Raw genomic sequence first — 16,347 nt, forward strand, 5'->3', positions numbered from 1 at the left:
CGATCGCCGGGGCCGCGAGTGTTCTGCGCGCGAACTTACTCGGCAGTCCCAACGCACTCGCCCACGAGGTTGCGTTCAATGAGCTGACGCAGCTCGACTCCGCGGAACCCGCGATCGAGGAGGAAGCCGAGTTTCGCGATCCCCGCCTCAAGCGTGAGATCTGAGCCGTCGATGATTCCTGCCCCCGCGAGTTCCTGACCAACGGCGTAGCGAGAGAAGTCAACGCCCCCTGTAGCGCACTGCGTGATCGCGACGACCGGCAACTCCGCGCTGAGCTCGCGCAGCGCGCTCGCCATTCCGGGGCGCGCCATCGGCCCGTTCCCACTGCCGTAGCACTCCAGGATCAGGCCGTCTGGACGGCCGCCAACGGCAGAGCGGACATCATCAGCGGTGATACTCGGCACGAAGCGCAGGGCGAGGATCCGAGCCGGCGCCGCAAGTTCCGGCTCCGGGTCGGCCGGGATTCCCCTCGCAGCGGGGGCCAGCGGTGACTCGGCCCGGAAGGCGGTGCGGGCGCGGCTGTCGTGCTTTGTGGCGCGGACAGCGGGCAATAGCTTCCCCCGAACGCGATCGCGACAGGTGAGCCTGGTGCCGCCCGCACCGAAGCGCGGATAGCGAGCGTGAGATTCTCACGCGCGTCCGTGTCCGCTGCTCCGTGCGGCAGCTGGCTTCCAGTGATGACCACTGGCACGCCGAGGTCGCCGAGCTCGAAGGCGAGCCTGGCCGCGGTGTACGCGAGGGTGTCGGTGCCGTGTGTGATTACGACGCCGCGGGGCCGGTGAGTGCGGACACGGGCGCGGATCGCGCGCGCGATTTTCGGCGCGGTCTCCGTGTCGGCGTTTGCGCTGTCGATGGGTGGCAGCAGGTGGTTGATTCGGGCCTGGATGCCGAGTGGCGCACAGATCACCCCGACGAGCTGCTCCAGAATCTCCGGGAAATCTGGATCGGGCGCGAGCCCTCGATCTGTCTCGCGCATCCCGATCGTGCCTCCGGTCGCGAAGACGAGTACGGATGGCGCAGGCGTAGACATGGGTCCATTCTGGCGGATCGCGGCGTGCGCTGCGAGTTGCTCCTTGAGCCAAGACATAAGAATTGTGGACACTGTCAAAAAATGACTTGTCTCGATCGCGCCAACCGTCTAGGATTTTTCCGTGCGCTGCTTGATCGTCGGCCGTTGCACCTTTCGGGTTCGGGGGAAACCAATGACGCAGTCTCAGCTGTCCGGTGCGCGCGCACGACGCACGCAACACACTCACCGAGTGTTCACAATGCTGCTGGGGGTGGTGCTCGCCGCCGCCACGCTCGGCATGACGCCGGTGCTGCCTGTCGCTGCGGCGCAAGCCGTTGCACGTCAGGCGCCGGACACACCGGGCGCAGAAACGCGCGCGCCCGGGTCTGACGCCGCGGCCGATGCCGACACCGACGGCGAAGAGTCTGTGACGACGGTCCAACGTCACACGTCGGCGCAGGCGAGGGCCGCGAACTATCGCACGGTCACCTTCAGCACGCTCACCCCTGCCAGCACCCGCGAATTTGTGGTGCCACCAGGGGTCACTTCGCTGAGCGTGGAAGCGCAGGGCGGATCAGGATCTCTCGTTGCGAGCAACGCAAACGCTACTCCGGGCAGTGGTGCATACGTCACGTCCACTATTCCGGTGACCCCGGGCCAGACGTACTACCTCACGGCTGGCGGAAACGCGGTTCGCGAGGCCCCTGGAGCAGGCGGCGGAGCGGCGGGCACCGCGATCGAGGGGCTGCACCTGCCCAGCGCCGGTGGTGGCGGGGGTGCCTCTGATCTGCGACTGGGAAGCATGGCGCTCGCTGCGCGCGTGCTCGTTGCCGGCGGCGGCGGTGGCGCAGCCAGCCAGATCGGCGCGATAGGTGGTTCTGCTGGGGGCGTCACCGGTGGTGCCGGTCTCACCGCTGGCGGCTGCGATGAGGCGAACGCCGGGGGCGGCACCGCTGTCAGCGGCGGCCTCCCTGGCGGATCCTGCACAGGCACCGCGGGACAGGCTGGGAGTTTTGGGGCGGGCGGCGCCCCTGGCTATCGGGCGAGCGGGAACAACGTCGGCGGAGGCGGTGGCGGTGGCTGGTATGGCGGTGGCGGCGGGAGCCCCTTCGGCGGCGGCGGCGCCGGATCAAGCTACGTGGTACCCGAGGCGCTGGGGACAAGCTACTCAGTTGGGCCGCTGGCCGCAGAACCGTTCGTGCGGGTCAGCTATCAGATGCCGCTGCCCGCCTTGATGACGCTCAATATTTCTGCCTCCAAATTGCTGGCAGACGGTCAATCGCAACTGACGGCCAACCTGAGGGTCACAGACGAAAACAAACAGCCGATCACTGAGGAAACGATTGAGTTTGAGAGCAGCGATCCGGGACAGCAGATCTCCAGCGTCACGAACCACCGTGACGGCAACTACTCTGTGACGGTGACCGCGAGCACCCGCCTTGGCGTCGCGCAGCTCACTGTGCGCAACGTCTCGGCGGGCCCCAGCTACACGTTCGGGATCCAGATCACCCAGATTGCAGGCCCAGCGGCAGTGGTAGTGCTGGAGCCACTGACGTCCACGATCATCGGGGATGGAACCGTAACGGTGCCGCTGGTCGCGACGGTGAGTGACGCGTACGGTCATCCGGTCTCCGGACAGTCCGTTGCGCTGAGAAGCAGCGATCCTGGGCACCAGATCAGTGCCGTCACCGATAACGGCAGCGGTGAGTACTCCGCGACGCTCACTTCAAGCACGACACCGGGAACAGCTGAGATCACCGCGACCGTTGGTGAGGCGCCGAATGTGCTGCTGGCGCGCGCACAGATCATTCAACGCGTGGGGCCGGTGGCGACGGCCACCGTCTCGCTCGACCCTGCCTCGATGGTGGCAGACGGAGTCAGCACCACCACCGGGACCGTGCAACTGCGAGACGCCAGCGGCAACCCGCTGGCTAGTGAGCCGCTGTCCATTAGCACCAGCGACCCGGGCCAGCTCGTCAAAGATATCCTCGACAACGGAGACGGCAGCTACACCTTTACAGTGGTGGCCTCGGAAACGGTCGGGACAGCAGAGGTTCGGGTAGGCGCCCTGTCGGTGCCAGGGGTTGCGGCAACGGCAACGCTGACCCAGACGGTCGGCCCGGTTGCCGCGGTGGACGTGACACTGGATCCGGCAACGCTTGTCGCGGACGGGGCCGCGACCACCACGGCCACGGTGCGGGTGAGTGATGCACAGCACCGCGGCCTCGCCGGGAAGACGGTGACGGTGACGAGTTCTGATCCGGATCAGCAGCTCGCGGCGGTCACAGATCGCGGCGATGGCACCTACACGGTCGAGCTCACAGCCTCAGAAGCTGTGGGGGCCGCGACGATTACTGCGGCAGTCGGCACAACTGCTGGCACGGCAACGCTCACCCAGACTGTCGGGCCGGCGGTGTCCGTCGACGTGGCGTTGGATCCGGCAACGCTCGTAGCGGACGGGGCAGCAACGACGGCAGCGACCGTTCGTGTCGCCGATGCGCAGGGGCGCCCGCTCGCTGGTGAGACCGTGACGCTCACGAGCTCCGATCCGGAGCAGGGAATTGGTGCGGTGACCGACAACGGTGACGGCAGCTACACGGCCCAGCTCACGGCCTCCGCAGCGGTGGGCGCTGCGACGATTACGGCAAACGTAGGATCCGCATCAGGCGTGGCGACACTCACACAGGCGGCGGGGAGCCCGGATCCTGCTCGCTCCGAGTTGACACTCTCCGCCGGCTCGATCCTGGCGGACGGGAAAGAGGAGACTGAGATCACCGTGCGGCCGCGTGATGCGCAGGGCCGACCGCTTCCCGCCACGGCCCTTGGGCTCTCCTCCACGGATGCCGGGCAGCGACTCGGGGCATTCGAGGAGGTCGAGCCAGGTGTCTTCACTGCGACGGTGCGTGCCTCCACCAGAGTAGGGACGTCGACGCTCACCGTGCGGACCACCGTGCAGCCGATCCAGCCGGTGATTCCACCTGAGGAGCGGAGCGCTGCAGCGCTTGTGCGCAACGCTCCCGGCATCGCGCGCGCGACTGTCGGAGCCGGGAGCCCGGTGCCGACCGCAGGGGTGCTTGGCGAGATCACGCTGACCCAGACCGCGCCGAAGGTGACGCCGGTGGATCCTGCGCAGCCCGTCAAGCCGCCCGCTTCCGCTCCCGCTCCCGCTTCCGCTCCCGCGCTCGCCGCGACCGGGGCCGATTCCGGGGCAGCGCTCGGCTGGATAGCTGCGTTGGTGCTCGCGGCAGGAGCCGCCGCGCTGCTGGGGCGGCGCGTGCGCCGGCGCGAGTAGCGTCGCGGCGGGAACGGGTCACTGATCTTGGGCATTGTGCCGGGATCAGTGGCCCGTTTGCGTCATGGCGGCGGGAAGTCGCGGGCGTCGATCTGAAAGTCAGTGGTGCCGCCTAGACTGGAGCACACAATGAGCGAGTTTGAACTTCTGGATCCTGGTGCCCCAATGGGCGGCGCTTTCGGCAGCGGCGATGCGGGCGTCGACCCGTTGCTCGACGGGCTGAATCCCGCGCAGGAGCGCGCTGTCATCGCGCGCGGTCCAGCGCTGCTCATCGTGGCTGGCGCCGGCTCGGGAAAGACCCGCGTGCTGACGCACCGGATCGCGCACCTGATCCGTGAGAAAGAGGCCTGGCCGAGCCAGATCCTCGCGATCACCTTCACGAATAAGGCTGCGGCTGAGATGCGTGAGCGCATCTCAGGGCTGCTCGGTGCCGCGTCTGAGGGCATGTGGGTCTCAACATTCCACTCGGCCTGTGTGCGGATCCTGCGCCGCGAGGCCGAGCGCTTCGGCTACGTTGCAGGGTTCACGATCTATGACTCCGCAGACTCACGCGCGCTGCTGAAGCGGATCATCAAGGAACTCGACGCTGACACCTACGGCTTCACACCCGCAAACAGCGGCTCGAAGATTTCGAAGTTGAAGAACGAGCTCACCGATGTGGACGCGTACGCAGCGACCGCCGCGGTGGGGGACCCGCGCGAGCGCTTGTTCATCGAGATATTCCGGATGTATGAGCAGGAACTGCGACGTGCAAACGCCTTCGATTTCGACGATCTGATCGGGCAGACCGTTCACCTGTTCCGCGCCCACCCGGACGTGGCCGCGGTCTATCAACGTCGGTTCCGGCACATTCTGGTCGACGAGTACCAGGATACAAATCACGCGCAGTACTCGCTCATCCGGGAGCTCACGAGGCCGGTGGCAACCGCAGAGGTTGAGCGGCTGGTGCCCCCAGCGCGGGAGCGCGAGCTTGATGGGCTCGGCCAGATCCCGGGAGCGAGCCTCACGGTGGTGGGCGATTCGGACCAGTCGATCTACGCGTTCCGCGGTGCGGATATCCGTAACATCGTCGAGTTCGAGCGTGACTTCATTGGCGCCGAAGTCGTCAAACTCGAGCAGAACTACCGTTCGACGCAGAACATCCTCACCGCAGCGAACGCCGTGATCGGCAACAACTTCGATCGCCAGGAAAAGAACCTGTGGACTTCCGAGGGGGACGGCGCGAAGATCGTCGGCTTCACCGGCTACTCGCAGCACGATGAAGCGCGCTTCGTCGCGGAAGAGATCGAAGATCTCCACCGTGAAGGCTTCGACTACAACGACATCGCCGTGTTTTACCGCACGAACTCGCAGACGCGCGCGCTGGAGGAACTGTTGATCCGGGCCGCGATCCCGTATCGCGTGCTCGGGGGCACAAAGTTCTATGAGCGTGCCGAGGTCAAAGACGCGATGGCGTACCTCACGAGTATCGCAAACCCCTACGATCCGATCGCGTGGTCCCGCCTGCTCGGCGCTCCGAAGCGCGGTATCGGGCCGATGGCCGAAGCGCAGCTCGCAAACTTCCAGGAGGCCCAGGGCATATCGCTGCACGAGGCCATGCTGCGCTGCGACGAGTTGGCCTTCGGGCCCAAGGTGCGCGGCTCGATCCTCGGCCTCGCGGAGTTGTTAACGCGCGCCTCGAAGATGGCGGTCGGAGGCGGGGCGACCGACGTCACGGCGGCACCAGGCGAGGACGCCGAGGAGAAGACTCCAGCACCCGTTGGCGACTTGCTGAAGCTGATCCTCGACGAGACCGAGATGATCGAGAAGCTGCGCGCGAAGCGGGATCCGCAGGATGACGCGCGCGCTGAGAACTTGGAAGAACTCATTGCGGTGGCGCGGGAGTTCGACGTCAAGCAGCCGGGTGCAGGCCTACTCGCATTCCTCACGGAGGTGAGCCTCGTCGCTGCAGCTGACGACCTGGACGATTCGAGTGGCACCGTCTCGCTCATGACGATGCACACGGCGAAGGGGCTCGAATACCGTGCCGTGTTCATCACCGGAGTCGAAGAGGGGCTCATCCCGCACCAAATGTCGGTCGATGAGGTCGGGGGCGTGAATGAAGAACGTCGCCTGATGTACGTCGGCATTACCCGTGCGCGCGAGCGGCTGTACATCACACTCGCTTCGACCCGCGCTACTTTTGGCGATATCTCCGTGGCGATGCCGTCGCGTTTCCTGCAGGAGATCCCCGAGGGATTGATTGATTGGAGGCAGTCGCCAGGAGAGGTCACGAGCCGCGGTGGCACGGCGTCTCGCGCGCTGAACGCACCCGCCCGGCCTGGCGGGGGCTACACCAGCCGTAGCGGTCGCAGCACTGAATCGGCGGTCAGTTTCGGATCCAACAGCTCAGGCGCCGCGGCCGTGTCAGAACCGGCGAGCGGCAACATGCAGTCCGCGCTCGACCAGTGGCGGGAACGGAAGCGCGCCGCCAAGGCCGCGCAAGCGGCTGGCGGTGGCTTCCCCAATACGATCGGTGCCGGCGCACGCGACAACGGTGATCTCGAACTCACCGCAGGCGATCGCCTGCGCCACGACGACTATGGGGAAGGCCGAGTCACGAGCGTGACCGGCGCTGGGACGAAGCGGATCGCACACGTCGTGTTTGACTCCGTGGGGGAGCGCAAGCTGCTCGTAAAGCTCGCTCCCATCACGAAGCTCGACTAAGGTCGAGCGCGGCGCGGCGCGGCGCGTGCGTGGTCTGGCGCGCTACCCGAGGAGTGTGCGGTACTCCGCGATCGCGCGGTGGAAGTCTGCCTCGTCGGCCGTGACATCGCCCTCGCCCGTCATCCACTCCGACATCTGGGTCGTGACAACTCCGTGCATGAGCGAAACCGCGAGCGCTGCTTCACGCAGTGGTGAGTCAAGCTTGCTGTGTTCGGGGTGTGCAATCAGCCAGGCTACTGCCGTGGACGTGAGCGAGTAACCGGACTCCAGCAACGACGACATGGTCATGCGACCGGCAATGGGCTGCTCGGCAATGAGTCGCGTGCGCAGACGTGCGACCTCAGAGTTGACGTAGTTATGTCCGATTGCAGCGAACAGCAGGCGGAAGACACCAAGCGTGAGATCATCCGGGCTGCTATCGAGCACGGCAAATGCCTCGGTGCCCTCCGGCAGGTTGATTGCGCGGCCGACGATCGCGTAGTCGCGCGCGGCAAAGTAATTGAAGAACGTGCTGCGGGAAATGTCTGCACGCTCGCAGATCGCCTCAACTGTGACGTTCTCAACGCCGAGTTCAAGTGCGAGCGAGACCGCTGAGGTTTCGATTGCGTTCTCCGTGGCGCGGCGTTTGCGGGCGCGGAGGCCTTCGGGCTTCGGATCTGCAGGGGCGTTCACTCGTGTTCAACTCCAGCCGGAGCCGGGATGGGGAACGCTCAGAATCACGAGCACGGCTTCAGCTGCTCTGAGTTTAGCGACCGAGCCTGTGAAACTCGATAACGCGGCTTCCTCAGCAAATATCTATGACTTCCCATGGGCGATGTGTGTACGCTACGGGTGGGGAGTATGGGACGGCGCCATTTGCTGCGCGGAAAAGGGCGGTGGGGGATGTCGGGGGTGATGCAACGCCTGCGCGTCTCACAGGACGCCCATTCCTATTACCTCGTGTTTGCGGCGTTGCTGCTGAGCATGACTCTGGTGGTCGACCTACTCTTCCATCAAGGCATGGACAACCGCTGGTTCGTGTGGGTGCTGCTCTTCTTCTGCCTCAGTGGTGCGCTGGTGACCTTCGTGCTGGGCAGGCGTGTACCGCGCTGGGTGGGCACTACCTGTGTGGTCGTGTTCCTCATCGCGCAGGCGTACTTCCTGGGTCTCGACGACGACCCGGCTTCGGTGATCGCCTCGGTGCAGCAACTGCCGGTCGTTGCTTTCTACCTGGGATGGTTTGTTCGGCCCCGGCTCGCTCTCGCACTCATCGGGCTCTGCCTCGTGGTGTTCAGCGCGGTCATGGCATCAAACCCACTGTTCGCAACCACCGGTGCGATTGGCACACCTGTTGCCGTGCACGGCCTGCTCGGCCTGATGTTCTGCTTCGCAGCTGGGATGTATCTGTGGCGGCGGCAGGTGCGGCTGGCCTCTGTGGATCCGCTCACCGGGGCGTACAACAGGCAGGGGTTGCTCGACCGGCTCGAGTATCAACTCAGCAGGCGATCGTTGTACCGCACCCCGCTCAGCATCGTAGCCGTGGATTTTGACCGGTTCAAAGAACTGAATGACACCCGAGGCCACGCCGCGGGAGATCTCGTGCTCAGCCGTACCGTCGAGTCATGGCAGCACGGGATCCGTGCGGGCGATGCCGTGGCGAGGCTCGGCGGTGACGAGTTCGTGATTCTGCTGCCGCGAGCCACAGCGAAGAGTGCGCAGGAGATTGTTGACCGCTTGCGTCTCAACCGCGAACATCCATGGTCATGGGGCATCGCCGAGGCGGTCCCCGGGGAAACGTCAGCCGAACTCCTCGCGCGCGCCGACGCAACGCTCTACGCAAGGAAGCGCGCTCGTCGTGAACGCCAGAGTAGTGAGGACGCACAGTGACTGACGCTGTCGTTGGCTGTGTGCAGCGGCTGCAGCAGCTCTGGGAGCGTTTCGCGCGCTGGCAGACCCCGTTCTCGTTCGTGAGTGCGTTGATCCCGCTCCTGCTCGCGCTCGTGTTCCTCTCGGATCTGGTGTTTCAGCACCCCGGGATCCACGTTAATGCGGTCCTGGTGTGGACCTCCCTCTACCTCGTGGCCGCGATCATTCCGTTTGTGCTGGGGCACCACTATCCCAAGTGGGCCGGCATTGGCATGGTGGCCCTCGTCGAAGTGTGGTCCTCCTTCTTTCTTTTGTTCGGGCAACACCCGCACGCCGAGCTCAACGCACTGCTTGAGCTGCCCGTGATCGCCTTGTATGTCGGATGGTTTTATTCGAGCGTGATCGCACGCGTGTTTATGGGGCTCAGTATTCTCCGCGTCGGATCGGCGCTGCTGTGGAACCCGGAGCTCGGGCACGGGCTCGGCTCACCGACGATCATGGTGAGCTATGCAGTATTGATTGCCCTGTTCTGTTTTGAGGGCGCGCGCGCTGTGCGCCGTCAAGGCGAAACACAGGCATACACCGACCCGCTGACTCACGCACTGAACCGGCGGGGGCTGTTGGATGCCGGGGCCGAGCTGAGATTGCGCGCACGGCGTGCGGGTGACGTGGTCTCGGTCGCGGTGGTCGACTTCGATGCGTTCAAACAGCTCAACGACAGCGGCGGGCACTCGGCCGGTGACGAAGCGCTGCGGGATTCGGTCGAGCGCTGGAGCGCAGCGATCGGCATGCGCGGGATCGCAGGGCACAGCGGCGGGATCGTTGCGCGTCTGGGGGGTGACGAATTCGTCATCGTGTTCCGCTTGGGGTGGGAAGCCGCGCAATCTGTGCTGGAGCGGGTACAGGCGGAGTCTCCTTATTCCTGGTCCTGGGGCCTCGTGACAGTCGGGGCGACTGAGGAACTGGAATCTGCGATCGAGCGCGCAGATGCGCTGCTCTACGTGGCGAAGGAATAGCACCGCCTGCGTCGTTCGGGGCCGATGCGAAGTCCGGGCGGTGGTAGACTCTGGCGTGGTCGACTTATCTCGACATCGAGACATTTTCTGCCTCGCGTCCCTAGACCCCAACCAAAGGACAGTACGTGGATCTGTACGAGTACCAGGCACGAGACCTCTTCGAAGAATACGGAGTGCCGGTGCTTGCCGGCATCGTTGCCGACACCCCCGATGAGGCACGCGCCGCAGCTGAGAAAATTGGCGGCGTTGTGGTCGTCAAGGCTCAGGTGAAGACCGGCGGCCGAGGCAAGGCCGGCGGCGTCAAAGTCGCAAAGAACGCCGATGAGGCGTATGCGGCAGCCGAGGCTATCCTCGGCTTGGATATTAAAGGCCACGTCGTTGAGCGCGTGATGGTCGCCGCCGGCGCTGATATCGCGCAGGAGTTCTACTTCTCCGTGCTGCTCGACCGAGCGAACCGCTCCTACCTGTCGCTGTGCAGCGTCGAGGGCGGCATGGAGATCGAGATCCTCGCGGTGGAGAAGCCTGAGGCGCTCGCCCGCGTCGAAGTCGATCCGCTGCAGGGCATCGATGCCGCAAAGGCTGAGGAGATTGCTCGCGCCGCGAAGTTCCCCGAGGAACTGGTGGGCAAAGTTGCCGCGGTCTTCCAGAAGCTCTACGAGGTGTACGTCGGCGAAGACGCAACGCTCGTCGAGGTGAACCCGCTCGTGCTCACCGGCGCAGGCGACATCATCGCGCTCGATGGCAAGGTCTCACTCGACGAGAACGCTGACTTCCGGCAGCCGAAGCACGCTGGGCTGGAAGACAAAGCAGCGGAGGACCCGCTCGAGGCGAAGGCCAAAGCGCAGGACCTCAACTACGTCAAGCTCGATGGTGAGGTCGGTGTGATCGGCAACGGGGCGGGCCTCGTGATGTCGACGCTCGACGTCGTTGCCTACGCGGGCGAGAACCACGGCGGCGTCAAGCCCGCCAACTTCCTCGACATCGGAGGCGGCGCCTCTGCCGAGGTTATGGCGGCTGGGCTCGACGTCATTCTGGGGGATCCGCAGGTCAAGTCAGTGTTCGTCAACGTCTTCGGCGGCATCACCGCGTGTGATGCAGTAGCGAACGGCATTGTCGGTGCGCTCGAGAAGCTGGGCGCTGCGGCGAACAAGCCGCTCGTCGTGCGCCTCGATGGCAACAACGTCGAGGAGGGGCGCCGGATCCTGAACGAGGCAGCGCACCCGCTCGTGACCCAGGCAGCCACCATGGACGAGGGCGCCGACAAGGCGGCCGAGCTCGCGAACGCGCGCTAGCCCACCGACGAGACTCACGGAAAGAAGCAACAGAATGTCGATTTTCCTGAACAAGGATTCCAAGGTCATCGTCCAGGGCATCACCGGCGGCGAGGGCACGAAGCACACCGCGCGCATGCTCGCGGCTGGCACCCAGATCGTTGGCGGCGTGAACGCCCGTAAGGCAGGCACCACGGTCTCGCACGTTGACGCTTCGGGCGCGACGGTGGAGCTCCCCGTCTTCGCGACGGTCGCTGAAGCGATGGCCGCAACCGGCGCCGATGTGTCGGTGGCGTTCGTGCCGCCGGCCTTCACGAAGGACGCCGCGATCGAGGCGATCGATGCGGGCATCGGCCTGCTCGTGATCATCACGGAGGGCGTGCCGGTCAAGGACTCGGCTGAGCTCTGGGCGCACGCCAAGGCCACAGGTGGCAACACCCGCATCATCGGCCCGAACTGCCCCGGCATCATCACGCCGGGCGAGGCACTCGCGGGCATCACGCCCGCCACCATTACGGGCAAGGGGCCGATCGGCCTCGTCTCGAAGTCGGGCACGCTCACTTACCAGATGATGTACGAGCTGCGCGATCTCGGGTTCTCGACCGCAATCGGGATCGGCGGAGACCCCGTCATCGGCACCACGCACATCGACGCGCTCGCCGCGTTCGAGGCTGATCCGGAGACGAAGGCGATCGTGATGATCGGCGAAATTGGCGGCGACGCCGAAGAGCGCGCTGCCGAGTACATCAAGGCCAACGTGACGAAGCCGGTCGTGGGATACGTTGCTGGCTTCACGGCGCCCGAGGGCAAGACGATGGGCCACGCAGGCGCCATCGTGTCTGGCTCTGCTGGCACCGCACAGGCGAAGAAGGAGGCCCTTGAGGCCGCCGGCGTCAAGGTGGGCAAGACGCCGACCGAGACCGCCGAGCTGCTGCGTCAGGCTTTCGCAGCGCTGTAAGCGACGTCGCACGAAGCACCAGACCCCGTCGGCCATGCGCCGGCGGGGTCTGGTGCGTTCCAGCCTGCGCCGCATCGCGAGGGCAGTTCGCAGCGCTGGAGGCGCTCCGTGTACGTGCAAGACCCCGCTGACATCAGTCAGCGGGGTCTTTTGCTGTTCCTGGGAGTCCGATAGCCTTTTCCAGTCGGGGTGTGGGGAAAACACCGGCGTGCGTACGCGCGCGTTCACGACGCTCACTTCGGTGAATCAAGGGGGATATTCGGCATGTTGAAACAGCTTACGAGCGCCGTCACGGCGCTCGCGCTCGTCACACTGGGGGTCGGAGCATTCGGCGGCGTCGCCGCAGCTCAGACACCGGCTGGCGTGGTCACCTCGGCGGACATCGCGCCGACGGAGACCCCGGAGAACTACACGAGCTGGCACCAGGGCGCGACCGCGGCTGGGAGCTACGCGTCGACCACGAGCGGTCTGCTGGTGACCGGAAAGTCGCAGATCATCAAGGGGGAGACGCTGCTGCCAGCGGTGGCAGACGTGCTGTCCTACGCCCAGTCATCGACAATTGTTTCAACCGGTGATCCGGTGTGGCATCAGATCGGTTTTGGCCTGAGCAACGGCACCTGGACGACGCTGCGCGCGCTCAGCGGCCAAGAGGCAGGCAACTGGATCACGAGCCAGCCCCTCAACGGGCTACCCAAGGGCGGCGCTGCTCCGCTTGAGACGCTGCTGAACGGGCTGAATGGCGATCTCAGCTACCTCTCCGGAGGCTTTTACGTAGACACGGACAAGCGCGCCACCGTGCAGAGCTACTCCGTCAACGGCGTCACGACGTCGTTCGCTCTTCCGTCTATCGCCGATCCGGCACCCGCGACGGTGCGGGTCGGCGCAGACCAGATCCGCCCAGACGAGACTGAGTACCTCGGCTGGCATGACGGGGCTGCGGCTGGTGGCAGCTATGTCACCACTGAAGCTGGTCTCACGGTCACCGGCAAGGTGCAGGTGCTCAACGGAGAAGAGAATTCCAGCACGCAGGTGGCGCAGTTCGTCACGGGCTTGGAGATCGAAGCGACGGGTGACGTGTGGTTCCAGGTGCCCGTTTTCTACGGTGCCGCATCTGAGTTCACCACGCTCCGCGCGACGCCCGAGATGGCCGCGGCTGGGACCTGGGTCACGAGTCGGGCAGTTCCGGGCTTTGCTGCGGGCTCGCAGGCCCAGATCGACGACTTCGCGCTCGCCCTCGGACAGCACCGTGTGATCGGCTACGGCTTCCTCGTGGACAGTGGCAAATCGGCGACGGTCGCGAGCTTCACTGCGAACGGCACGCGCACGCTCTTCACCCCGTTCATTCCACGAACTGACTTGCCTGGCGCAGGCGTGGGTCAGGGATCCGACGTTCCTCCTCCCGCTCCGGAGTCCACAGAGGAGATCACCCCGGGCGGCACGCTTCCGCTTTCGGCTCCCGCTGGGATCTTCGAGCCGGGCGAACTCGTAGCTGTCTCGCTGCAGCTGACAGCCACGAGCGAGGCTCCCGCCACTGAAGATGTTTCTGCCTCCGATGCCGCGGGCACTGGTGCGGCGCAGGCGCTCGGTGCTGCAGGCGCGGCCAGTGATCCGATCCCGCTCGGTGAGTTCACCGCTGATGCGGTGACGGGTGCGGTTGCCGCCGAAGCCGCGCTGCCCGCTGACCTCGCAGCTGGCGCCTATCGAGTGCTCTACCAGGGTGCGAACTCGTACTACTGGGCACCGGCAGCGCTGTCCGTGAGCGACGATTCCGATCCGGGAACCGGCGAGCCAGGGACCGAGAACCCCGAGGCCGAAGGGCCGGAAACTGGTGGACCCGAAACGCCGGGTACCCAGACGCCGAGTGGGCAGGCGAAGCCCGCGGTCCAGGTGCTCGCGCAGACGGGCGGAGAATCGCCGCTGTTGCCGGCTGCGCTCGCCGCTGGCGCGCTGCTGCTGGGGGCTGCCCTGGTGCTCCGTCGTCGCGGGGTCTCAGGAGCATAGCGCTCCGAATCACGTGTGACTGATGGCGGTTTCCCTCTGGGGAGGCCGCCATCAGTCATCAACGGCCGGCGTAGACGCGTCACGCACCGCAATACGCGGCGTATGCGGGCTCGGCTACGAGATACTGGAGCATATGAGTCAGGTACAGGGAGTTCACCTCGTCGGTAGCATCAACTTTGATGACGCCGAGACCACGATGCGCACCGCCGCCTCCGCGCTCGGCGCGCACCTCAAGCGGATCCCAGACGGCGAAGTGGGGGAGCGGTTCCACTGGATCGCGTTCCAGCCCGGTCGCCTGTCCCAGAGCGAGGGCATCGAGCCCGTCGGAGACACCCCAATCCCGCTGCGGATGCTCGACCTGCGACCCGTGCGCGTGGCAGAGGGCGTCGATCCGGCCACGCTCGAGCTCGCGCCTCTCGGCTACGCTGCAGCAGCCCTCGAGTCGTGGGAGACGTTCGCGGCGCTCAAGCGCGAGGGCGCCATCCCCGCCACCACGCGATTCCAAGTGTCGCTCCCGACTCCGCTCGGCGTCGTCGGCAGCTTCGTGCGCGCCGAAGATCGCCCCGCCTTCGAACCCGTTTATGAAGCAGCGCTCGCCGCTGAGCTCGACGAGATCCTCGCCGCGATCCCGCATGATGAACTCGCGATCCAGTGGGATGCGGCCCTGGAGTTCGCGATCCTCGAGCACACAAGCTACGCAGGCACCCGCTATGAGTGGTTTGACGATGTGTGGGCCGGCACGAGCGCACGGCTCGCGCGGCAGATCGACCGCGTGCCCACCGACGTCGAAGTGGGAGTGCACCTCTGCTACGGCGATGTTGCCGAGCACCACTTCACCGAGCCGAGTGACGCAGCCAACCTCACGCGGTTCTCAAACCTGGTGGTCGCTGCTGCAGAGCGACCCCTCACCTGGCTGCACCTGCCGGTGCTCATCGAGCGTGATGACGCCGCGTACTATGCGCCGTTGGAGCAGCTCGCACTGTCGGATTCCACCGAGCTCTACCTCGGACTCGTGCACCGCGAGGATGGAGCGGCGGGGGCGGAGCGCCGGATCGCGGTGGCGCGCGAGTACGTCGACCGTGACTTTGGCGTGGCAACGGAGTGCGGCTTCGGACGTGCACCGGAGGGGGTCACCGTTCCACTGTTCGAAGCGCACCGGGCAGTCGCGTCCGCCTGGTAGTTGCCGACTGGCGAGCCTGCCCGCTGGGCTTGCCCGGTCTTCGCTCAGAGGGACCACCTGGTGCGCGAACCCCGGGACGTATCCACAATCTGCTAGTTCCCGTCGCGGAGGACGAGCGTCTCTGGAAGAATCGTGACTCCTCACGCAGAATCGGAGGCCTGGTCTCGATGACAGGGCCACACGTGTGGACCCTGATCGGAGTGTTCGCAGCGACACTGGTGGGCGTCGCCACGGTCATGACACCGCGGTGCGGGCTGACGCCTGTTGGCCGGGTCTGTGGGCTGGGGCTGCTGGCCTGGCCTGCGGGCTGACGCCTGTTGGCCAGGCCAGCGGGCTGCGGCCTGCTGGAGCGAGCTCTGGCAGTCGCTGGACTGTGCTACGCGGGCTCCTGTGTTCGCGGCACTTCCGCAACGTCCCCGTGCAATCGCTCAACGCGCACTTCTGCGCCAGCGCTGTGCAACAGCCACACCTCACCGTTCTGGATCCGCGGCATCGACACTCCAGTGAGGTGGCCAAGCCCGGTCCGCAGCATCGCGCCATGGGCGACAACGATCGATCCTGGCTCCTCGCGGAGCACGCGGGTCAGCGCGTCGGCGGTGCGCTCGGCGAGCACATCAAGCGGTTCGGCACCGGGCACATCGAGTCCTGGCCACATGCGCTGCGCCTCGGCAACGATCACACCCTCTGCGGGACCAAAGTCGCGCTCCCAGAGCGCGTCATCGATGTGGGGCTGCGCGAGCGATAGCCCGGCGGCGATAATCTCTGCGGTCTCGATCGCCCGGCCGAGCGGCGAGGCTCGGACCCCTGTCCAGGCGCCCAATGAGGCGCTGGCCTCTGCGAGGGCGAGCGCGGTGGCCGCGGCCTGTGCGCGCCCGGTTTCATTGAGCGGCACCTCGGTGCGGCCCTGAATCCTCCCCGCCGCATTCCAGTCGGTCTCGCCGTGGCGCACGAGCGCAATCACTGCGGGCTGAACACGTGGGAGCTGGCGAGCAGTCATACCCCCTACGCTAGCCCCCGCATCACGCCGCTGGCGAACAGGCCCCCGGAACGCGGGATCAGCACGTAATCT

12 protein-coding genes are annotated in these 16,347 nt (G+C 65.9%); 8 read left to right on the forward strand and 4 right to left on the reverse strand.

From position 1 onward, the window contains the following. Positions 1–35 precede the first annotated feature (35 nt). Positions 36–404: an L-asparaginase family protein gene (locus K1X41_RS15805; RefSeq protein WP_258566548.1), complete on the reverse strand. Its 369-nt coding sequence runs from the start codon at positions 402–404 to the stop codon at positions 36–38. Beyond that, complete coding sequence (locus K1X41_RS12980; protein WP_258566549.1) at positions 344–1,030, reverse strand: asparaginase domain-containing protein; 687 nt, start codon at positions 1,028–1,030, stop codon at positions 344–346. The genes K1X41_RS15805 and K1X41_RS12980 overlap by 61 nt, the downstream gene beginning before the upstream one ends. Positions 1,031–1,268: 238 nt before the next feature. On the opposite strand from K1X41_RS12980, the gene K1X41_RS12985 reads away from it, so the two are divergent. Together K1X41_RS12985 and K1X41_RS12990 are read left to right on the forward strand one after the other, a co-directional pair. Next, complete coding sequence (locus tag K1X41_RS12985) at positions 1,269–4,301, forward strand: Ig-like domain-containing protein (protein WP_258566738.1); 3,033 nt, start codon at positions 1,269–1,271, stop codon at positions 4,299–4,301. Between the two features lie 129 nt (positions 4,302–4,430). Further along, a complete protein-coding gene (locus K1X41_RS12990) occupies positions 4,431–7,007 on the forward strand; it encodes an ATP-dependent helicase (protein WP_220174787.1) in 2,577 nt (858 codons plus the stop codon). Positions 7,008–7,049: 42 nt separating this feature from the next. Here the strand turns inward: K1X41_RS12990 and K1X41_RS12995 are convergent, their stop codons facing one another. Next, positions 7,050–7,679, reverse strand: a complete 630-nt coding sequence (locus tag K1X41_RS12995; RefSeq protein WP_133615636.1) for a TetR/AcrR family transcriptional regulator — start codon at positions 7,677–7,679, stop codon at positions 7,050–7,052. Between the two features lie 222 nt (positions 7,680–7,901). Here K1X41_RS12995 and K1X41_RS13000 point away from each other — a divergent pair, with 222 nt between their 5' ends. From K1X41_RS13000 to K1X41_RS13025, 6 genes are all read left to right on the forward strand, one after another. Continuing rightward, entirely contained in the window at positions 7,902–8,873 is a 972-nt protein-coding gene (locus tag K1X41_RS13000) for a GGDEF domain-containing protein (RefSeq protein ID WP_133615749.1), read from the forward strand. After that, complete coding sequence (locus K1X41_RS13005) at positions 8,870–9,868, forward strand: GGDEF domain-containing protein (protein ID WP_220174788.1); 999 nt, start codon at positions 8,870–8,872, stop codon at positions 9,866–9,868. The genes K1X41_RS13000 and K1X41_RS13005 overlap by 4 nt, the downstream gene beginning before the upstream one ends. A gap of 125 nt (positions 9,869–9,993) precedes the next feature. Beyond that, positions 9,994–11,160 (forward strand): ADP-forming succinate--CoA ligase subunit beta, encoded by a 1,167-nt coding sequence (sucC, locus tag K1X41_RS13010; RefSeq protein WP_132202067.1) that lies wholly within the window; start codon positions 9,994–9,996, stop codon positions 11,158–11,160. 34 nt (positions 11,161–11,194) lie between these two features. Further along, positions 11,195–12,097 carry a succinate--CoA ligase subunit alpha gene (gene sucD / locus K1X41_RS13015; protein WP_133615638.1) on the forward strand — a complete coding sequence of 301 codons (903 nt, stop codon included), beginning with the start codon at positions 11,195–11,197 and terminating at the stop codon, positions 12,095–12,097. 264 nt (positions 12,098–12,361) lie between these two features. Next, positions 12,362–14,098 (forward strand): LPXTG cell wall anchor domain-containing protein, encoded by a 1,737-nt coding sequence (locus K1X41_RS13020; protein WP_220174789.1) that lies wholly within the window; start codon positions 12,362–12,364, stop codon positions 14,096–14,098. Between the two features lie 133 nt (positions 14,099–14,231). Further along, on the forward strand, positions 14,232–15,278 hold the full coding sequence (locus K1X41_RS13025; RefSeq protein ID WP_220174790.1) for a hypothetical protein: 1,047 nt from the start codon (positions 14,232–14,234) through the stop codon (positions 15,276–15,278). A 376-nt stretch (positions 15,279–15,654) separates the two neighbouring features. On the opposite strand, the gene K1X41_RS13030 is transcribed toward K1X41_RS13025, so the two are convergent. Further along, complete coding sequence (locus K1X41_RS13030) at positions 15,655–16,275, reverse strand: histidine phosphatase family protein (protein WP_220174791.1); 621 nt, start codon at positions 16,273–16,275, stop codon at positions 15,655–15,657. Positions 16,276–16,347: the final 72 nt, after the last annotated feature.

It is taken from the genome of Leucobacter luti, assembly GCF_019464495.1.
Classification (GTDB): Bacteria; Actinomycetota; Actinomycetes; order Actinomycetales; family Microbacteriaceae; genus Leucobacter; species Leucobacter luti_A.

Coding starts and splice junctions, on each gene's coding strand:
- K1X41_RS12980 (WP_258566549.1), bottom strand. CDS start 1,030: ATGTCTACGCCTGCGCCATCCGTACTCGTCTTCGCGACCGGAGGCACG.
- K1X41_RS12985 (WP_258566738.1), top strand. CDS start 1,269: ATGCTGCTGGGGGTGGTGCTCGCCGCCGCCACGCTCGGCATGACGCCG.
- K1X41_RS12990 (WP_220174787.1), top strand. CDS start 4,431: ATGAGCGAGTTTGAACTTCTGGATCCTGGTGCCCCAATGGGCGGCGCT.
- K1X41_RS13000 (WP_133615749.1), top strand. CDS start 7,902: ATGCAACGCCTGCGCGTCTCACAGGACGCCCATTCCTATTACCTCGTG.
- sucD (WP_133615638.1), top strand. CDS start 11,195: ATGTCGATTTTCCTGAACAAGGATTCCAAGGTCATCGTCCAGGGCATC.
- K1X41_RS13020 (WP_220174789.1), top strand. CDS start 12,362: ATGTTGAAACAGCTTACGAGCGCCGTCACGGCGCTCGCGCTCGTCACA.
- K1X41_RS13025 (WP_220174790.1), top strand. CDS start 14,232: ATGAGTCAGGTACAGGGAGTTCACCTCGTCGGTAGCATCAACTTTGAT.
- K1X41_RS13030 (WP_220174791.1), bottom strand. CDS start 16,275: ATGACTGCTCGCCAGCTCCCACGTGTTCAGCCCGCAGTGATTGCGCTC.